This window comes from Amycolatopsis sp. NPDC104775 (genome assembly GCF_055583325.1).
On the sequence record NZ_JBVJOE010000021.1, the window covers coordinates 22,336 to 38,438 of the forward strand.

The window sequence follows — 16,103 nt, forward strand, 5'->3', positions numbered from 1 at the left end:
AAATCCTCCATCCGGGTGTCGGCGGCGCCCGAGCTGCCACCCGTTTGCCACCGGGCACAGCGGCCCGACCGCTCCTAAGATGGGCGCGCATGGACGGGGCGAGCCATGGAGGAAACGTGACGGCGCCCACACATCGCCGGAATCCGTGGCTGATGCTCGCGGTGTTCTTCGGGCTGGTCGGCGTCATCGCGCTGGTCGGCGCGCTGGCCGCGACGTCCGCGCCGGACTCCTACAGCCGGTACGTGCTGCCCGGATGGGCCCCGCCCTCGTCCCTGTTCAGTCCGGTGTGGACAGTCCTGTACGTCGTGCTCGCCGTCGCCGGCTGGAGTTATTGGCGCACCGACGGCGAGAATCAGGGCTTCGCCGCGTACGGCATCGGGCTGCTGTTCAACCTGATGTGGATCTCGCTGTTCTTCGCGGGCGGTTCCACCCAGGTCGCCTGCGTGGACATCGTGCTGCTCGATTTCACCGTGATCGTGACGATCGCGCTCTTCTACCGCCGATCCCGCATCGCCGCGCTGCTGCTCGTGCCGTATCTGGGGTGGCTGCTCTACACGACCGCGCTGAACGTCGCGATCATCGCGCTCAACGACGTCCCTTAACGGCCCGGCTGCGCGACGATCGCCTGCGCGCTCACCGAACCGTCCGATCCGGTGCGGCCCTGGACGGTCACCGTCTGTCCCGGTTTGAGGTCGCTGAGCTTGCCCGGCTGGGTCACCCCGACCGTCGTACTGTCCGAAGTGGACACCTTCACTTCGCTGCCCTGCACGGTCTTGAGCGTCACCGTGCTGCCGTCGACCTTCTCCACCGTGCCGATCGTGCCGCGCCCGCCTCCCGCGCGTCCGCCGAAGCCCGCCCCCTGCTGGCCATCCGACGGAGCCGAGCGGGCGTTGGAAGTACTGCTCGACGGGCCGAACGCCGCGTGCGTCCACGCGCCGCCAGCGAAGGCGAGCGCCAGCACCAGCAATCCCGCGAGCACGAGCGTCGGCTTGCCGAACGGCCGCGCGACCTGATTCAACTCAGCGCTGAGATCGCCCTGAACCGCGGGCTCGGCGATCAGGTCTTCCGGACGCCGCGCGGCGGGTTCCTCCGGCGGGGTCGGGATGGGCTGGGTGGTCGACGCGGACATGACGCTCCTACTCGTGCCGGAGGGCGTCGATCGGCCGCAGCCGCGAAGCCCGGTTCGCCGGGAAACTGCCGAAGAAAAGCCCGATCAGTGCGGAAACCGCGAACGCGAGCGCGATCGACGACGGCACCACCACCGGCTGGATGCCCGCGATGCTGAACCGGCTGCCGACCACGCCGATCAGCACGCCGAGCAGTCCGCCGAAGAGGCTCAGCATGGTCGCCTCGGCGAGGAACTGGCCGAGGATCGCCGAGCGCGGCGCGCCGATCGCCTTGCGGATGCCGATCTCACGGATCCGCTCGGTGACCGTCACCAGCATGATGTTCGTGACGCCGATCCCGCCGACCAGCAGCGAGATCGCCGCGACCGCGCCGAGCAGCACGGTGAACGTCTGGATCGCCGACGTGCGGGTCTGCAGCAGCTGCGCGGAGTTCTGGATCTGGAAGTCCGGAGTGGCCGAGGCCCGGATCCCGTGCCGGGCGTCGAGGATCGCGGTGACCTCGGCCTGGGCCAGCCCGATCGCGTCGGCGTTCGTCGCCTGCACGGCGATCTGGTTCAGCCCGCCGTAGCCGGCGAGCGAGTTCTGCACCGCGCTGATCGGGGCGATCGCGACGTCGTCGGCGTTCTGCAGCCCGGTGCTGCCCTTCGTCTGCAGCACGCCGATCACGGTGAACTGGATGCTGTTGATCAGCACGTTCTTCCCGACCGGTTCGCTCTCGCCGAAGATCGACTGCGCCGTCGTCGGCCCGAGCACCACGACCTTGCGTGCCTGCGTCACGTCCTCGGCGCTGAACAGCTGACCGTCGGCGATCTGCCGGTTCGTGGTGGTGAAGTAGCTGGGTTCGGTGCCGACGACACTCGACACGTCGTAGGAAGTCTGCCCGTACGTCGCGGTCGCGCTGGTGTTCACCACCGGAGCCGCCGCTTTGACGTCCGGCGCGCCCACCGGGTCGGCCAGCGCGTGCGCGTCCTGCACGGTGAGCGGCCGGACCTGGCTGCTCTGCCCGCCGCCGCGGATCGGCGACACGTTGACCACGTCGGTGCCGAGGCCCTGGATGCTCGCGGTGATCGCCGCCGAAGCACCGTTTCCCACTGCTACCAACAAGATCACCGACGCGACGCCGATAGTGATGCCGAGCGTGGTGAGCACTGAACGCAGTTTGTTCGAGGCGAGTCCGCGCACCGCGAACCGCATGATCTCGACGAAGTTCACGCGACCACCCCGGCGCGGACCTCGTCCGACACGATCCGCCCGTCGCTGACCCGCACGACGCGATGCGCGTGGTGCGCCACCTCGTCCTCGTGGGTGATCACCACGACCGTGCGGCCGAGCGCGTTGAGCCGGTCGAAGACGCCTAGAACGTCGACGGTGCTTGCGTGATCGAGGTTTCCGGTCGGTTCGTCGGCGAGCAGCAACGCCGGTCCGCCGACGAGTGCCCGCGCCACCGCGACGCGCTGCTGCTGTCCGCCGGACAGTTCGTTCGGCAGATGCTTGGCCCGATCAGTCAACCCGACCATGTCCAGCGCGGCGAGCGCCCGGCGTCGTCGCTCGCTCCGCTTGAGTCCGCTGTAGACCATCGGCAATTCCACATTGGACAGAGCACTGGTGCGCGGGACCAGATTGAAGGACTGGAAGATGAAGCCGATCTTTCGGTTGCGCAGCAAGGCAAGCTGGCGTTCGTTGAGATCGGCGACCGAGAACCCGTCCAGCAGATACCGGCCCGAGGTAGGCGTGTCGAGACAGCCGAGCATGTTCAGCAGCGTCGACTTCCCGGACCCGGACGCGCCCATGATCGCCACGTACTCGCCCGGCCACACCTGCAGATCGACCCCGCGCAGCGCGTGCACCGCGGTTTCCCCGCTGCCGTAAGTCTTGCGCAGTCCGGAGACCGCGATCACCGGCTTCATCCCCGGCCCCCGACGCCGCCTTGGCGTCCGCCGCCGAACCCGCCCTGCTGACCGCCGAACCCGCCGAGACCGCCAGTGCCGCCCGTGCGCTGCTGGCCATTGGAGCCGCTCGACGTCGTCGGCGACGCGGCGGTGAGCACCACGCTGTCACCTTCGTTGAGCCCAGACTTGATCTCCACAGTGGACTCTCCGCGCACTCCGACCTCGACCTGCCGCGAGACCGGCTGCCCGTTCTGCTCCACCGTGACCACGTTCGTCGTCCCGCTGGTCCGTACCGCCGCGGCCGGAACGCTCAGCACGCCATCGGCTTCCGCGACCGTGATCACGACGCTCGCCGACTGTCCGGGCCGCAACCCCGACGGCGGATTCGTCAACGCCAGCTTCGCGCCGTAACTGACGACATTGCTGCTCGTGGTCGGCGTGAGGTCAATGCTGGAAACGGTCGCCTGCAACGGCTGATCCGGCGTCGCGTTCAGCGTGACTGTGGCTTTCTGACCGGTTTTCACCTTGCTTACGTCAATTTCCGCCACCGAGGTGTTGACGACGAGATTGCCCATATCGGTGATGTCGATGAAGCCACTACTGCTACTGCTGCTACCGCCGCTGTTGCCTGAGGACGATTGCTGACCGGATTGTCCGCCGGAACCGGAATTAGCGGCACCCGCGGAACTGGCGCTGGAATTGGAGCCACTGCCCGTTTGCTGCCCGACCGTCCCGTTGATTGCGGTGACCGTTCCAGCGCCCGGCGCGGTCAACGTCGTCGCGGCGAGGGCCGCTTGCGCGTTGTCGACGTCCAGCTGCGCTTGGTCCACCTTGGCCTGCAACGACGCGGTGCTGCTCTGCGCCTGGGTCGCGGTCTGGTTCGCGGGCGGGTTGTCCTCGGCCGTCGTGAGGTTGTCCTCGGCGACCGCGAGGTTGGCCTTGGCGACCTGAAGTTGTTTGCTCGCCTGGGAAGAGTCGATCGTGGCGAGCTTCTGCCCGGCGCTCACGACGTCGCCGACCTTCACGTCGATGCTCGTGACCTTGCCGGACGTGGTGAAGTTCGCGACGCCGGAGTACGTGCTCGCGATCGTGCCCGCCGCCGAAATGGTCTGCGAGACGTTCGCGCGCCGGACCGGAGTCGTCCGGGTCTGCGCCTGCGCCGTGGAGCTAGCCGGCGAAAATGCCTGGTAAATCCCGAAAGCCGCGCCGCCGAGCAGCACGACAAGGACTCCGTTGACCACCCAGGTTCGTGTGCGCAGCCGCGTCATGGGCGCAAGACTGCGGGGCCTGCTTAGCAGTTAGCTGTTGGTTTCCTGTGGGACAGCTGTGTAATCAGTCTTTCTTCTTTTTGTGCCGCGCACGCACCGCGAGAAGCAATTGACGGACCGCGTCCACCACCAATACCGCGGACAGCGTGCCCAAGCCGAGCGCCCCGGCGATATGTCCGCCGAAGTACCGTTGCGAGACCAATTTCGTGCCGTCGCCCGCCGTGGTGACGACCGGGACGACTCCGGCGTGCCACAGCGCGAACGCCGCCCACAGCACCAACCCGGCAACCACGACCTCGCCGAGCGCGACGAATCCGCGCCAGGGCTGGTTGAGCTTCGTCGGCGGCTGCGTTTCCTCCGGCGGCCAAAGCCCGGCTCCGGTCGGCTGGGGTAGGTCGATCACGGGGTTCAGCCTTTCAGGTTCGCCGCCGTCGCGCGTCCCTCGTGCGGGTTCAGTTCCGGGAGTCATCGGCCTGCTCCCCGGCGGTCTCGTCCTCGGGGCGGTTCTTCGCGGCCAGCTCACCGAGCGCGGTTTTCAACGCTTCGACGTCGCGGGCCCAGGCGAGCACCACCGTGCCGTCGTCCAGCTCGACCGGCACCTCGTCGTACTTCCGCGGCACCGACCAGCCGCCGCCGAGCACGCGCGTCCCGACCGGCGCGCCGACGTCGGTCACCGAGGCGATCCGTTCGGCGGCCAGCGTCTCCCGGCCCTGCCGCAGCCCCTCGGTGGTGACCTCGAGCGAAAGGAACCGGCGCCGGGCGTACACCCAGGGCAGCGTCAGCCCGCACAACGCGAGCCCGATCAGCACCCAGCCGACGACGTGCGTCGGCCCGCCGGTGGCTAGTTCGGCGAGTGCGCCCAGCAGCGCGAACAACGGGCCCCAGACCAGTGCCGACCAGCCGACACCGGGCTCGGAATACAGCGTCCTGGCCGCCATTACAGCTTCTTGCCGACCTTCGGGAAGTAGTCCGCGACCTTCGGCAGGTACAGCAGGATCAGCATGACGACCAGCGCCAGCGACGAGGCGAGCGCGAAGATGCTGCGGATCACCCCGAGCTCGAACACGATCCCGAGCACCGCCAGCAGCGTCGCGATGCTGCGCGCCGACCGCGTGCCCTCGCGGGCCTTCCAGGCGAACAGCACGAGCAGCCCGCCGAAGCACAGCGCGCCGATCAGCATGGCCCACACGAGAGTGCTGGCGTTGGCCTGCACCTGCGCGACATCGACTTTCTGGCCGCTCTTCTGCACCTGCTCGACCGCGCGGTCCACCAGCTCCTGCTTGAGCGCGAGCGTGACGACCTGCCCAGCCACCACGATGACCGCGGCCACGATCGCGAGGATGAACGCGACGTGCACCGGCGTCGGCGGCTGCACCTTCGGCGCGCTCTCCCCCGGCAGCACCGGATCCGGCGCGCGCCCGCGCTTGCGGCGTTCGTCGTCGGTGAGCCCGGAAAGATCGTCCGAGGTCGCGCTGGCTGGCTTCGGGGTGTTCTCGTCCTTCTCGGCCACCCGAAAGACCCTACCTGGGCTCAGTCCAGCCAGGCCGCGGCCTCGGCCGCCCAGTAGGTCAGGATCAGGTCCGCGCCCGCGCGGCGGATCGAGGTGAGCACCTCGAGCACGGTGCGCTCCCGGTCAAGCCAGCCGTTCGCCGCGGCCGCCTCGACCATCGCGTACTCGCCGGAGATGTTGTACGCCGCCACCGGAACCGGCGAGATGTCGGCGGCCGCCTTGATGATGTCCAAATAGGACAGTGCAGGCTTGACCATGACCATGTCCGCGCCCTCGGCGAGGTCCAGTTCGAGTTCGCGCATCGCCTCGCGGGCGTTGCCGAGATCCTGCTGGTAGGTCTTGCGATCGCCCTTGAGCTGCGAATCGACCGCCTCGCGGAAGGGACCGTAGAACGCGCTGGCGTACTTGACCGAGTAGGCGAGGATCGCGGTCTCGCTGTGCCCGACCTCGTCGAGCGCCCGGCGAATCACCCCGACCTGACCGTCCATCATCCCGCTCGGCCCGAGCACGTGCGCCCCGGCTTCCGCCTGCGCCACACCCATGTCCGCGTACAACCGAAGCGTGGCGTCATTGTCGACCAAGCCGTCCGCGTCGAGGACGCCGCAGTGCCCGTGGTCGGTGAACTCGTCGAGACAGGTGTCGGCCATCAGCACGGTGGAGTCGCCGAGTTCGCTGCGCAGATCCCGCAGCGCGACGTTGAGAATGCCGTTCTCGTCAACCGCGCCGGAACCCTCCGCGTCCCGCTTCTCCGGAATGCCGAAAAGCATCAGCCCGCCAACCCCAGCGTTGACCGCCTCGACAGCGGCCTTACGAAGAGTGTCACGAGTGTGCTGAACAACCCCCGGCATGCTGGCGATCGGCCGCGGCGCGTCAAGACCCTCAGCCACGAACATCGGCAGGATCAGCTGCCGAGGCCGCAACGTGGTCTCACTGACCAACCTGCGCATTGCCGGAGTGGAACGAAGCCTGCGGGGTCGCTGCTCAGGGAACACACTTCAACGGTACTCCCGAACAAAACGACCTCGCGGGCGAGTACTCACACTCGCCCCCGCAACCGAGCTCACCCACACCTCCACGACACCCCCCAGCCGCCGCAGCCGATGCACCTACCCCAGCAAAGCACCCACACCTCCCCCATCCCCGATACGAAGCCAAAAACACGGCGCGGGGGGGGGGGGGGGGGGGGGGGGGTTTTCCCCCCCCCCCCCCCCCCCCCCCCCCCCCCCCCCCCCCCCCCCCGCGCCGTAGTCACACTAAAAAATCGGGGTGCCCCGCCTCACCTCTCAACGGCAATGTCGCCGCCAGGCGACGAGCCGAAGCAGCGGAGAAACCTCAGCTACGCCGAGTCCGCTTAGCCTTCCGAGGCGGCGGCAACGCCCCCTCCGCCCGAAGCCGAGCCGCGTGCTCGGCAAGCGCGTCCACCAGATGCGGCACATCCGCCTTCTCCGGCTGAACATCCACCCGCAGACCGAACTCCACCGCGGTCTCGGCAGTCTTCGGCCCAATGCACGCGACCAACGTGCGCGTGTGCGGCTTCCCGGCAATCCCCACCAGGTTCCGCACGGTCGACGACGAGGTGAAACAGACCGCGTCAAACCCGCCGGTCTTGATCATCTCGCGAGTCTCGGCTGGCGGCGGCGCAGCCCGCACAGTCCGGTAAGCCGTGACATCGTCAACTTCCCACCCACGCTCGACCAAACCGGCCGACAGGATCTCCGTAGCGATGTCCGCGCGCGGCAGCAGGACGCGGTTCACCGGGTCCAGCACGTCGTCGTACGGCGGGAACTCCGCCAGCAGACCCTCGGACGACTGCTCGCCCGTCGGAACCAGCTCCGGGATGATGCCGAAGGACCGCACCTTCGCCGCGGTCGATTCGCCGACGCAGGCGATCTTCACGCCGGAGAACGCCCGTGCGTCGAGACCGAACTCCTCGAACTTCTCCCACACCGCGCGCACCGCGTTGGTGGAGGTGAAGACGATCCACTGGTACCGGCCGTCGACCAGGCCCTTGACCGACCGCTCCATCTGCGCCGGGCTGCGCGGCGGCTCGACCGAAATGGTCGGCACCTCGTGCGAGGTCGCGCCGTGGCCGCGCAGCCGCTCGGCCATCTCGCCCGCCTGCTCCTTGGTGCGCGGCACCAGGACCTTCCAGCCGTAGAGCGCCCGCGACTCCCACCAGGACAGCTTCGACCGCTGCCCGGCGGCCTGCCCGACCGTCACGACCAGCGGGCCGACCAGCTCGCCCGCGTCGTTCGCGACCGAGGCCAGCGTGGTGTCCAGCGTGCGCTGGGTGTTGATGGTGCCGTTCGCGGTGACCGCGACCGGGGTGGTCGGCGGCAGCCCCTTCTCGGTGAGCTGGCTCGCCGCCTCGGCCAGGTGCGCCGAGGTCGCGTGCAGCACGATCGGGCCGGGTACCGCGGCCAGCGCGCCCCAGTCGACCTCGCCGCGCACGTCCGCCTCGGTGTAGGTGCCGCCGAGCGCGACCCCCGCGTACGCCGGCACCGCGGTGCCCGGCGCGACGCCGGGGATGACGTCGAACACGGCCGAGGTGCGGGCGACGGCCTGGACCTCGGCCACGACGGCCGGGCTGGTCAGCGGGTCGCCGGAGACCAGCCGCAGCGCGAGCCGGCCTGCTTTGGCCTCGGCGGTCAGGTCCTTCGCGACGTCGGACGGTTCGCCGACGGCGGGCCGGACCTCGGCGCCGGCGGCGGCGAAGGCGAGCACGCTGGCGGGCACGTCCGGGTCGGTCACCACGACCTCGGCCTTGGCCAGGAGTTCCTGGGCGCGGACGGTGAGCAGCCCGGCGTCCCCGGGGCCCGAGCCCACGAAGGCGACGCGCCCGGCGGTCTTGCGAGCAGGGGTCATCGTTGGTGTTCTTCTCCTCTTGGGCGGCCGGTGCTCCGGCCGCTGGTGTCGGGCAGGTCGTGCGGGTCGGTGACGGCTGGCGTCACAGCGCGGGGCCGAGCAGCGCCCCGGCTCCCAGGTCAAGCAGTTCGGCGGCCAGTTCCCGGCCGAGCTTCTCCGCTTCGCCGATCCCGGCGATCGCGGAAGCCCGCACCATGTCGACGCCGCCGTTCTCGCCTTCGACGGCAGCGGTGCCGCGCAGCGAGATGCGTTCCACCACCGCGCCCTCGTCGTCGAGATCCTCGACGATCTCGGCGAGCGCGCCGACCGGCGCGCTGCACCCGGCTTCGAGCGCGGCGAGCAGAGCCCGTTCGGCCGTCACCGCGACCCTCGTGCTCTCGTCGTCCGCCGCGGACGCGAGCAGGTGCTCGATGTCCACGTCGGCGGCCCGGCACTCCAGCGCCAGCGCCCCCTGCGCGGGAGCGGGCAGCATCTGGATCGGGTCGAGGGTTTCGGTGATCTCGTCCACCCGGCCGACCCTGGCCAGTCCGGCACGCGCGAGCACCACGGCATCCAGCTCGCCGTCGGTCACCTTGCGCATGCGGGTATCGATATTGCCTCGGATCGGCACGATTTCCAAACCGAGACCCAGCGCGCGCAGCTGAGCCATCCGCCGGGCCGCTCCAGTGCCGACCTTCGAGCCCGGCGGAAGCTCGCCGAGGGTGAGGCCGTCGCGCGCGATGAGCGCGTCCCGCGGGTCCTCGCGCGGCGGCACCGCGGCCAGCACGAGACCGGGCTCGGGGGCGGTGGGCAGGTCCTTGTACGAGTGCACGGCGACGTCGATCTCGTTGCGCAGCAACGCTTCCCGCAGCGCCGAGGTGAACACGCCGACGCCGATCTGCGAGATCGGGGCGCTGGAGAGGTCGCCGGGCGTGGTGACGGTGACGATCTCCACCTCCGCCCCGGTGGCGCGGATGGTGTCGGCGACGATGCCGGTCTGCGCGAGGGCGAGCTTGCTGCCCCGCGTGCCGATGCGAATGACTCTGGTCACTTACCGCTTCTTCTCGGATTCCGGCGCTGTCGGGCTCGCCACGGCCGCAGGAGCCTGCGGGTCGAGGCAGAACAGTTCCCGCAACGCGTTGGCGTAGTCGGTGTCGGCCGTCTCGGCGGCCAGCTGCTTGACCCGCACCGTCGGCGCGTGCAGCAGCTTGTCGACCACGCGGCGAACCGTGCGGCCGACCTCTTCGCGAACCTGGCTGTCGAGTTCCGGCAGCCGGTTGTCCAGGCGGAGCAGCTCCGCGTCCACCACCTCGGCCGCGCGCCTGCGCAGCGCGGTGACCGTGGGCGTGACCTCGGCACTGCGCTGTCCGGCGAGGTACTCGCGCACCTCGTCGAGCACGATGCCGTTGGCTTTGGCGGTCTGCCGCTCGGTGGTCGGGGCTCCGGCGTCGCGCATGCGGCGCTGGATCGTCTCCAGGTCGACCACGGCGACGTCGGCGAGTTCGGCGACCTCGGGGTGGACGTCCTTGGGCAGCCCGAGGTCGCAGACGACCAGCGGACGCCCCGCCCGCGCGGGCACGTGCCCGGCGAGGAACACCGCGTCCTGCGCCCCGGTGCACGCCACGACGAGGTCGGCCAGTTCAACCGCGCCGGCCAGCTCGGCCAGCGGCACCGACCGGGCCGGAATCCCCTCCGCGACGACCTTTTCGGCCAGCCGGGCGGCGTTGGCCTCGGTGCGGTTGGCCACGGTGATCTCGGCGATCCCGGCCTTGCGCAGCTGCGAAGCGGCGAGCGCACCCATCGAACCGGCGCCCACGATCAGCGCGTGCTTGCCCGCGATGTCGCCCGCGGCGGCCAGCGCCTCGGACACGACGGACGCGCCGAGCTGGTCGAGCCCGGTCTCCGAGTGCACGCGCTTGCCGACGCGCAGCGTGGTCTGGATCAGCTCGTGCAGCGTGCGGCCGACCGTGCCAGCCTCGCGCGCGGTGGCGTACGCGGAGCGGATCTGGCCGAGGATCTGCGTCTCGCCGACCACCATCGAGTCGAGGCCCGAGGTGACCGAGAACAGATGCTCGACGGCCGCGCCCGCGTAGTGCACGTACAGGCTGTCGTACAGCTCGGCGGGCTCCATCCCGGCCTTGCGGGAGAGCACCTCCGAGACGTCGTTGACACCGCCGTGGAACGTCTCCACCACGGCGTAGACCTCGATGCGGTTGCACGTCGAGACGAGCATGACCTCGCTGATGTGCTCGGCCTGTTGCAGGTCGTGCAGGACCTTGGTCAGCTCGTCCGCGGGGATCGCCGCACGCTCGAGCGTGCCGAGATCCGCACTGCGATGGGAGAGCCCGACCGCCAACACGCTCATTCAGCGCACCACCATTCCGAGACCGCCGTCCGTACCGGCGCCGTTTCGCCCGCCGCCGCCATTGTCGGCGGGCAGGCCGGTTCCGGGTAACCCGGTATTCCCCTGGTTTTCCCCGGCGGCTCCCGCACTGCCCGCACTGTCGGCGCGCCGAGCCACGTGGAACGAGAGGATCTGCAGCTCGACGGCCAGGTCGACCTTGCGGACCTCGACGTGAGCCGGCACCTGGAGCACTACCGGCGCGAAGTTGAGGATGCACTGGACGCCGCCAGCCACCAGCCTGTCGCACACCGACTGCGCGGCGGTAGGAGGTGTGGCGATGATCCCCACGGAAATCTCTCGTTCAGAGCAAACGCGAGGAATGTCGTCCATATGCGAGACCGGCAGACCCCCTACGGGAACGCCGATCAGATCGGGGTCGAGGTCGAACAGCGCCTCGACCGGGAACCCGCGGCCGGGGAAGCCGCCGTAGTTGGCGAGCGCGTGGCCGAGGTTTCCGATCCCGACCACGGCGACGCGGTGCTGGCGGGTGAGGCCGAGGATGCGCTCGATCTGGCTGACGAGCACCTGCACCTCGTAGCCGACGCCGCGGGTGCCGTAGGAGCCGAGGTAGGAGAGGTCTTTGCGGAGTTTGGCGGAGTTCACGCCCGCCGCGGCGGAGAGTTCTTCGCTGGAGACGGTGGTCGCGCCCTGTTCGGCCAGTCCGGAGAGAATCCGCAGGTAGACGGCCAATCGAGCGACGGCGGCCTCCGGAATCTGCTTCGCGCGGACCGCGGTGTCCTCAGCGTCGGTGACGGCGGGCATCTCGGCGGTCGGGGCGTTGTCGGCGTCCGGCGCGGAGCGGGAAGTCCGGGCCGCGCGGCGGGTACGGGGTTTGGCGTCGTCCCCGGCGGGTGTTTCGGCCTGCGCGGCGGCTCGGGCGGCCGCCCGGGTGACGCGGCCGTTTCCGGCGGCGTGCTCACCAGCGGTGGCTGCTCGGTCCTGCCGAGCCGCCCGGGTGACGCGGCCATTTCCGGCAGCGTGCTCACCAGCGGTAGCCGCTTGGTCCTGCCGAGCCGCCCGGCTAGCGCGGCCCGAAGCTGCCCGTCCATTGCCCGCGGCGTGCTCCCCGCCACCGGCGGCCCGGCCGTTCTCCTGACCGACGTCCGCCGAGTTTCCATTGCGCGCCAAGCCGTTCTCGCTCACCGCGGCCCGGCGGCGGCTGCCCGCGGCGTGCCGTCCACCAGACCGGCGGGCGGTGGGAGGGGCGGGTTCCGCGGCGTCGGATTCGTCGCGGGGAGGCGTGGCCGGCGGTTCGGCATCGCCGCGCCCACCCCGCTGTGTCACCACGCTGACTTCTCCTCAATCCGGCTTCGTGCCCGCGCTGTCCCCCATCTGCCTGACCGGCAGTGGAAAACCAACCCTTGACCCCACGGCTTCCGTCCGGTTCGATGCCGGTCCTCGCGGGGGACGGGTCACTACGGTAGTCCACTTGTGAACGCATGCACAAAGTCACTGGTCACCAGCATGACCAGAAGCACAACCGCCGGGGTGCCGCGGCCCGCTCAAGCCGCGGTGAACGGCACCGTGTGCCACCCGGTCGCGCCGTCCGGGACCGGGTCCGCGGGCCGGTCGGTCTGGGTGTAGCCGGACTGGTCCGTCGCGCGCACCGTCACGGTGTGGCTGCCCGGCGGCACCGGCACCTCGGCCCACCACATCCGCCAGGTGTCCTTGTTGACCTCCGCCGAGAGCGTCGCCGGAAGCCACGCGCCCTGGTCCACGCGCACCTCGACCTTCGCGATCCCGACGTGCTGCGCCCACGCTGTCCCCGCCACCCGGACCCGGCCCGCGCGCACCGACGCCCCGTTGGCCGGTGCGTCGATCCGCGATTCGGTCTTGATCGGGGCCTGCTCCGCCCATCCGCGCTGCAGCCAGTACGCCTGCCGCGCGTCCCAGGTCGTGAACTCCAGGTCGGTGACCCATTTGGTCGCCGAGACGTAGCCGTACAGCCCGGGGATGACGATCCGCGCCGGGAAGCCGTGCTCGACCGGCAGCGGCTCGCCGTTCATGCCGATCGCCAGCATCGCGCCGCGCGCCGGGTCCAGCGCGACGTTGGCCGGGGTGCCGCAGGTGAAGCCGTCGACGCTGGTCGCGTACATCTGCTGCGCGCCCGCCCGCACGCCTGCCGCGTCCAGCAGATCGACCAGGTCCACGCCGATGAAGTTCGCGGTGGAGATCAGCTCGCCGCCGACCTCGTTGGAGACGCAGGTGAGCGTCACGGTCCGCTCGACCAGCGGCCGGTTCCGGATGTCCGCGTAGGAGAAGCTCACCTCGCGGTCGACCATGCCGTGGATCTTCAAGGTCCAGTCCTCGGCCCGCACCTGCGGCACGACGAACGCGGTGTCGATCCGGTAGAAGCTCCCGTTGGGAGTGATGAACGGCGGCGAGCCGAGCTTGTGGAAATCCGCGTCCGGCGGCAGCGGCGGAGCCTTCCGCGCGGCGACCAGCGGCCCGATCGACGCACGTGACCCGGTCGCGCTGCTGGTGGTGGACACGACCTCGCCAACGACCGCCGCGACGCCAGCGCCAGCCGCGATTCCCGCGCCACGCTGGAGAACCTGGCGACGGCTGAGTCCTTGCCGCGGTTCGGTTTCCGGCGGCAGCGCGCGCTTGTGCAGCCAGCTGAACACCAGCAGCGCAGCGCCCAGCGACAGCACCGGAGCCAGCAACGCGAGCTGTCCGACGTCCGTGCGCTCGAACACCGCGAAGATCCCGAACGCGCCGACCACGATCACCAGCAGCTGCCCCGGCAACGGACGGCGGCGCGAAAGCTGTCCGGCCAGTACCGCGAAGCCCAGCAGCACCACGGCCAGGCCGATCTTGAGCACGGTCTTGTCGGCGGTGCCGATGGTCTGCTCCGCCCACACCACGACGGCGTGCGGGCTGTGCGCGATGACGAAGTCCGCGACCGCGACGAACGGCGACGCGTTGTATCCGACGAATCCGGCGACCAAATGCCCGACGCCTAACGCGACAGCCAGCGAGACCAGCCCGATGAACGTCGCGATGCCCAGCGACAGGCGTGGCCGGATGGTCGGCGGAGCTTCCTTCAACGCACTCACCCCACCATCTTCGGCGGGTCCGACCCCGAGCGGCCCGTTCAAAGCGCTTACGGGTTGCTTACCGCAGTGCCGCGCGCAGCCGTTCTTCCTCGACGCGCCAGTACCCGTGCTCGACCCCGTCGATCAGGATCACCGGGACCTGATCTCCGTACTCGGCCTGCCATTCCGGGTCGCTGTCGACGTCCGCGGTCTCCCACGACACACCCAGCTCGCCGCAGATCCGTGCGACGTCCGCCTCGGCCACCTCGCACAGGTGACATCCTTCGCGGCTCATCACGGTCACTTTGTGCACAGGCTCAGCGTAGCTTCAACCGGCGCAGCTTCCCGGTCGCCGAATGCGGCAGCGTCTCGGCGAACTCCACGGTGTGCGGAACCTTGTACCCGGCCAGATGCGCGGCGCACTGGTCGACGACCTGCTGCTCCGACAACGCCGCACCTTCGGCAGGCACCACGACCGCCTTCACGGCTTCGCCACTGCGCTCATCCACCACGCCCACCACGGCCGCCTCGACCACCTCGGGCAGCTGCGAGATCACTTCCTCGACTTCATGCGGAAAGACGTTGAAGCCGTTGACGATGATCAAGTCGTTGGCTCGGTCGACCAGGTGCAGGTCGCCGTCGGAATCGAGATAACCGACGTCGCCGGTCCGGAACCAGCCCTCGGCGTCAGGTCCGTGCGCGCCGTCCGGCCAGTACCCGGAGAACAGGTTCGCCCCGCGCACCGACACCAGCCCGGTGCTGCCGCCTGCCTCGAACACGTCGTCCGGCTCCTCTGGATCGAGCGGCAGCTCGTCGGCGGACCCGTCGGACTCCACCAGTCGCAGCTCGATCCCAGGCAGCGGCCGTCCGACCGATCCAGGCTTCGGATAGCCGGTGACCAGCGTCGACGTCACCACCGGCGCGCATTCGGTGAGCCCGTAGCCCTCGTACACGTCGAGCCCGGCGGCCTCGCGGATCGCCGCGAGCACCTTCGGGTGCAACGGCGCGGCCCCGGAGGTCAGCCGTTTCACCGTCGCCAGGCCGCGGGCCAGTTCCTCGGGCTCGAGCGAGGCGAATTCGTTGTACATCGCGGGCACGCCGGTGATCGACGTGACGCGGTGCTCGGCGCAGTCCTGGAGCGTCCGCCGGGCCTCGAAGCGTTCGGACAGCACCAGCGTCGCGCCGACCGCGGTCGCCATGAGCAGGCCCGGGCCGAGGCCGTAGACGTGGAAGAGCGGGATCGACACCAGCACCCGGTCGTCGTGCTCGGTCACCCCGTCCACCTGAGACAACTGGTCGAGGTTCGCCAGCAACGCGCGGTGCGACAGCAGCACTCCGCGCGGCGGGCCGGTCGTGCCGGAGGTGTAGGAAATGATCGCGATGTCCTCGCCGGAACGGCCGAGGTCAACCGGGTCACCCGGTTCGTCGCTGCGCGGCGGCAAGCCGGTGACGCCCTCGGGCAGCTCGGCGTCATCGCGCTGCACCACGCGTTTCGCGCCGCAGTGCTCCAGCAGCCGCTCCAGTTCGGGCGCGGGGGCCTGCGGAGACAACGGCACCGCGATTCCGCCCGCGCGCAGCACGGCGAACAGGGCGACCGCGAAGTCAGCCGACGTCGGGAGCCGCAGCACCACCGGGTCGCCCAGCGCGACGCCGGAGGACACCAGGCGGCGTGCTTGCGCGTGCGCCGCTTCGTCCAGCTCTCGCCAGGTGAGCGTGGCACCCGTGCCGGTCTCGGTGATCGCGGTGCGTTCCGGCCAGCGGCTGGCCGCATCGGCGAGCAGGCCGGCGACGCCGTGGGCGGTGCTGATCCGGTCCACCCCCACCCCTCTCTCGTTCCGTTGCGGATTCGTCATCTTGTCACCCGTAATGGGGATGCCGCGCGATCGTCGCACCTCTGCCTGACCGGGACACTACCTACTTCGCGGTAACAACACGTATGCTGCACTGCGTCGCCGGGTGGCGTTGATCACTACCGGGTGACCCGAGCAAGGGAGTCGTCGTGCCGAAGCCGCCGGTCCACGAG

The 16,103-nt window shown here is 70.0% G+C and carries 16 protein-coding genes; 1 reads left to right on the forward strand and 15 read right to left on the reverse strand.

The features are described 5' to 3' along the window. Positions 1-89 precede the first annotated feature (89 nt). On the forward strand, positions 90-602 hold the full coding sequence (locus ACZ63D_RS42065; RefSeq protein WP_465359918.1) for a TspO/MBR family protein: 513 nt from the start codon (positions 90-92) through the stop codon (positions 600-602). On the opposite strand, the gene ACZ63D_RS42070 is transcribed toward ACZ63D_RS42065, so the two are convergent. The 15 genes from ACZ63D_RS42070 to ACZ63D_RS42140 all read right to left on the reverse strand — a co-directional run bounded on the left by ACZ63D_RS42070 (position 599) and on the right by ACZ63D_RS42140 (position 15,933). Next, the gene (locus ACZ63D_RS42070) at positions 599-1,129 is read right to left on the reverse strand and encodes a hypothetical protein (RefSeq protein WP_465359919.1); all 531 of its coding nucleotides are present in this window, start codon (positions 1,127-1,129) and stop codon (positions 599-601) included. The two genes, ACZ63D_RS42065 and ACZ63D_RS42070, sit on opposite strands and share 4 nt — an antisense overlap. Positions 1,130-1,136: 7 nt before the next feature. Further along, positions 1,137-2,339 carry an ABC transporter permease gene (locus tag ACZ63D_RS42075; protein WP_465359920.1) on the reverse strand — a complete coding sequence of 401 codons (1,203 nt, stop codon included), beginning with the start codon at positions 2,337-2,339 and terminating at the stop codon, positions 1,137-1,139. Beyond that, a complete protein-coding gene (locus tag ACZ63D_RS42080) occupies positions 2,336-3,034 on the reverse strand; it encodes an ABC transporter ATP-binding protein (protein ID WP_465359921.1) in 699 nt (232 codons plus the stop codon). The genes ACZ63D_RS42075 and ACZ63D_RS42080 overlap by 4 nt, the downstream gene beginning before the upstream one ends. Further along, positions 3,031-4,284 (reverse strand): efflux RND transporter periplasmic adaptor subunit, encoded by a 1,254-nt coding sequence (locus ACZ63D_RS42085; RefSeq protein ID WP_465359922.1) that lies wholly within the window; start codon positions 4,282-4,284, stop codon positions 3,031-3,033. The genes ACZ63D_RS42080 and ACZ63D_RS42085 overlap by 4 nt, the downstream gene beginning before the upstream one ends. 64 nt (positions 4,285-4,348) lie before the next feature. After that, a complete protein-coding gene (locus tag ACZ63D_RS42090; protein WP_465359923.1) occupies positions 4,349-4,687 on the reverse strand; it encodes a hypothetical protein in 339 nt (112 codons plus the stop codon). Positions 4,688-4,736: 49 nt separating this feature from the next. Next, the gene (locus ACZ63D_RS42095) at positions 4,737-5,222 is read right to left on the reverse strand and encodes a hypothetical protein (protein WP_465359924.1); all 486 of its coding nucleotides are present in this window, start codon (positions 5,220-5,222) and stop codon (positions 4,737-4,739) included. Continuing rightward, complete coding sequence (locus ACZ63D_RS42100) at positions 5,222-5,794, reverse strand: hypothetical protein (RefSeq protein ID WP_465359925.1); 573 nt, start codon at positions 5,792-5,794, stop codon at positions 5,222-5,224. The genes ACZ63D_RS42095 and ACZ63D_RS42100 overlap by 1 nt, the downstream gene beginning before the upstream one ends. A gap of 20 nt (positions 5,795-5,814) precedes the next feature. Beyond that, positions 5,815-6,786 carry a porphobilinogen synthase gene (hemB, locus tag ACZ63D_RS42105; RefSeq protein WP_465359926.1) on the reverse strand — a complete coding sequence of 324 codons (972 nt, stop codon included), beginning with the start codon at positions 6,784-6,786 and terminating at the stop codon, positions 5,815-5,817. 340 nt (positions 6,787-7,126) lie between these two features. Further along, positions 7,127-8,659: a bifunctional uroporphyrinogen-III C-methyltransferase/uroporphyrinogen-III synthase gene (locus ACZ63D_RS42110; RefSeq protein WP_465359927.1), complete on the reverse strand. Its 1,533-nt coding sequence runs from the start codon at positions 8,657-8,659 to the stop codon at positions 7,127-7,129. Between the two features lie 82 nt (positions 8,660-8,741). Then, positions 8,742-9,689: a hydroxymethylbilane synthase gene (gene hemC / locus ACZ63D_RS42115; protein WP_465359928.1), complete on the reverse strand. Its 948-nt coding sequence runs from the start codon at positions 9,687-9,689 to the stop codon at positions 8,742-8,744. Further along, positions 9,690-11,003 carry a glutamyl-tRNA reductase gene (locus ACZ63D_RS42120; protein ID WP_465359929.1) on the reverse strand — a complete coding sequence of 438 codons (1,314 nt, stop codon included), beginning with the start codon at positions 11,001-11,003 and terminating at the stop codon, positions 9,690-9,692. Beyond that, positions 11,004-11,804, reverse strand: a complete 801-nt coding sequence (locus ACZ63D_RS42125; protein ID WP_465359954.1) for a redox-sensing transcriptional repressor Rex — start codon at positions 11,802-11,804, stop codon at positions 11,004-11,006. It lies immediately after the preceding gene. A 740-nt stretch (positions 11,805-12,544) separates the two neighbouring features. Further along, the gene (locus ACZ63D_RS42130) at positions 12,545-14,101 is read right to left on the reverse strand and encodes a molybdopterin-dependent oxidoreductase (RefSeq protein ID WP_465359930.1); all 1,557 of its coding nucleotides are present in this window, start codon (positions 14,099-14,101) and stop codon (positions 12,545-12,547) included. 58 nt (positions 14,102-14,159) lie between these two features. After that, the gene (locus ACZ63D_RS42135) at positions 14,160-14,375 is read right to left on the reverse strand and encodes a glutaredoxin family protein (protein WP_465359955.1); all 216 of its coding nucleotides are present in this window, start codon (positions 14,373-14,375) and stop codon (positions 14,160-14,162) included. A gap of 22 nt (positions 14,376-14,397) precedes the next feature. After that, the gene (locus tag ACZ63D_RS42140; RefSeq protein WP_465359931.1) at positions 14,398-15,933 is read right to left on the reverse strand and encodes an AMP-binding protein; all 1,536 of its coding nucleotides are present in this window, start codon (positions 15,931-15,933) and stop codon (positions 14,398-14,400) included. Positions 15,934-16,103: the final 170 nt, after the last annotated feature.

Excerpts from the sequence above, each read along its gene's own strand:
- ACZ63D_RS42065 (WP_465359918.1), top strand. The coding sequence starts at position 90 with ATGGACGGGGCGAGCCATGGAGGAAACGTGACGGCGCCCACACATCGC.
- ACZ63D_RS42070 (WP_465359919.1), bottom strand. The coding sequence starts at position 1,129 with ATGTCCGCGTCGACCACCCAGCCCATCCCGACCCCGCCGGAGGAACCC.
- ACZ63D_RS42080 (WP_465359921.1), bottom strand. The coding sequence starts at position 3,034 with ATGAAGCCGGTGATCGCGGTCTCCGGACTGCGCAAGACTTACGGCAGC.
- ACZ63D_RS42085 (WP_465359922.1), bottom strand. The coding sequence starts at position 4,284 with ATGACGCGGCTGCGCACACGAACCTGGGTGGTCAACGGAGTCCTTGTC.
- ACZ63D_RS42095 (WP_465359924.1), bottom strand. The coding sequence starts at position 5,222 with ATGGCGGCCAGGACGCTGTATTCCGAGCCCGGTGTCGGCTGGTCGGCA.
- ACZ63D_RS42110 (WP_465359927.1), bottom strand. The coding sequence starts at position 8,659 with ATGACCCCTGCTCGCAAGACCGCCGGGCGCGTCGCCTTCGTGGGCTCG.
- ACZ63D_RS42120 (WP_465359929.1), bottom strand. The coding sequence starts at position 11,003 with ATGAGCGTGTTGGCGGTCGGGCTCTCCCATCGCAGTGCGGATCTCGGC.
- ACZ63D_RS42125 (WP_465359954.1), bottom strand. The coding sequence starts at position 11,804 with ATGCCCGCCGTCACCGACGCTGAGGACACCGCGGTCCGCGCGAAGCAG.
- ACZ63D_RS42135 (WP_465359955.1), bottom strand. The coding sequence starts at position 14,375 with ATGAGCCGCGAAGGATGTCACCTGTGCGAGGTGGCCGAGGCGGACGTC.
- ACZ63D_RS42140 (WP_465359931.1), bottom strand. The coding sequence starts at position 15,933 with ATGACGAATCCGCAACGGAACGAGAGAGGGGTGGGGGTGGACCGGATC.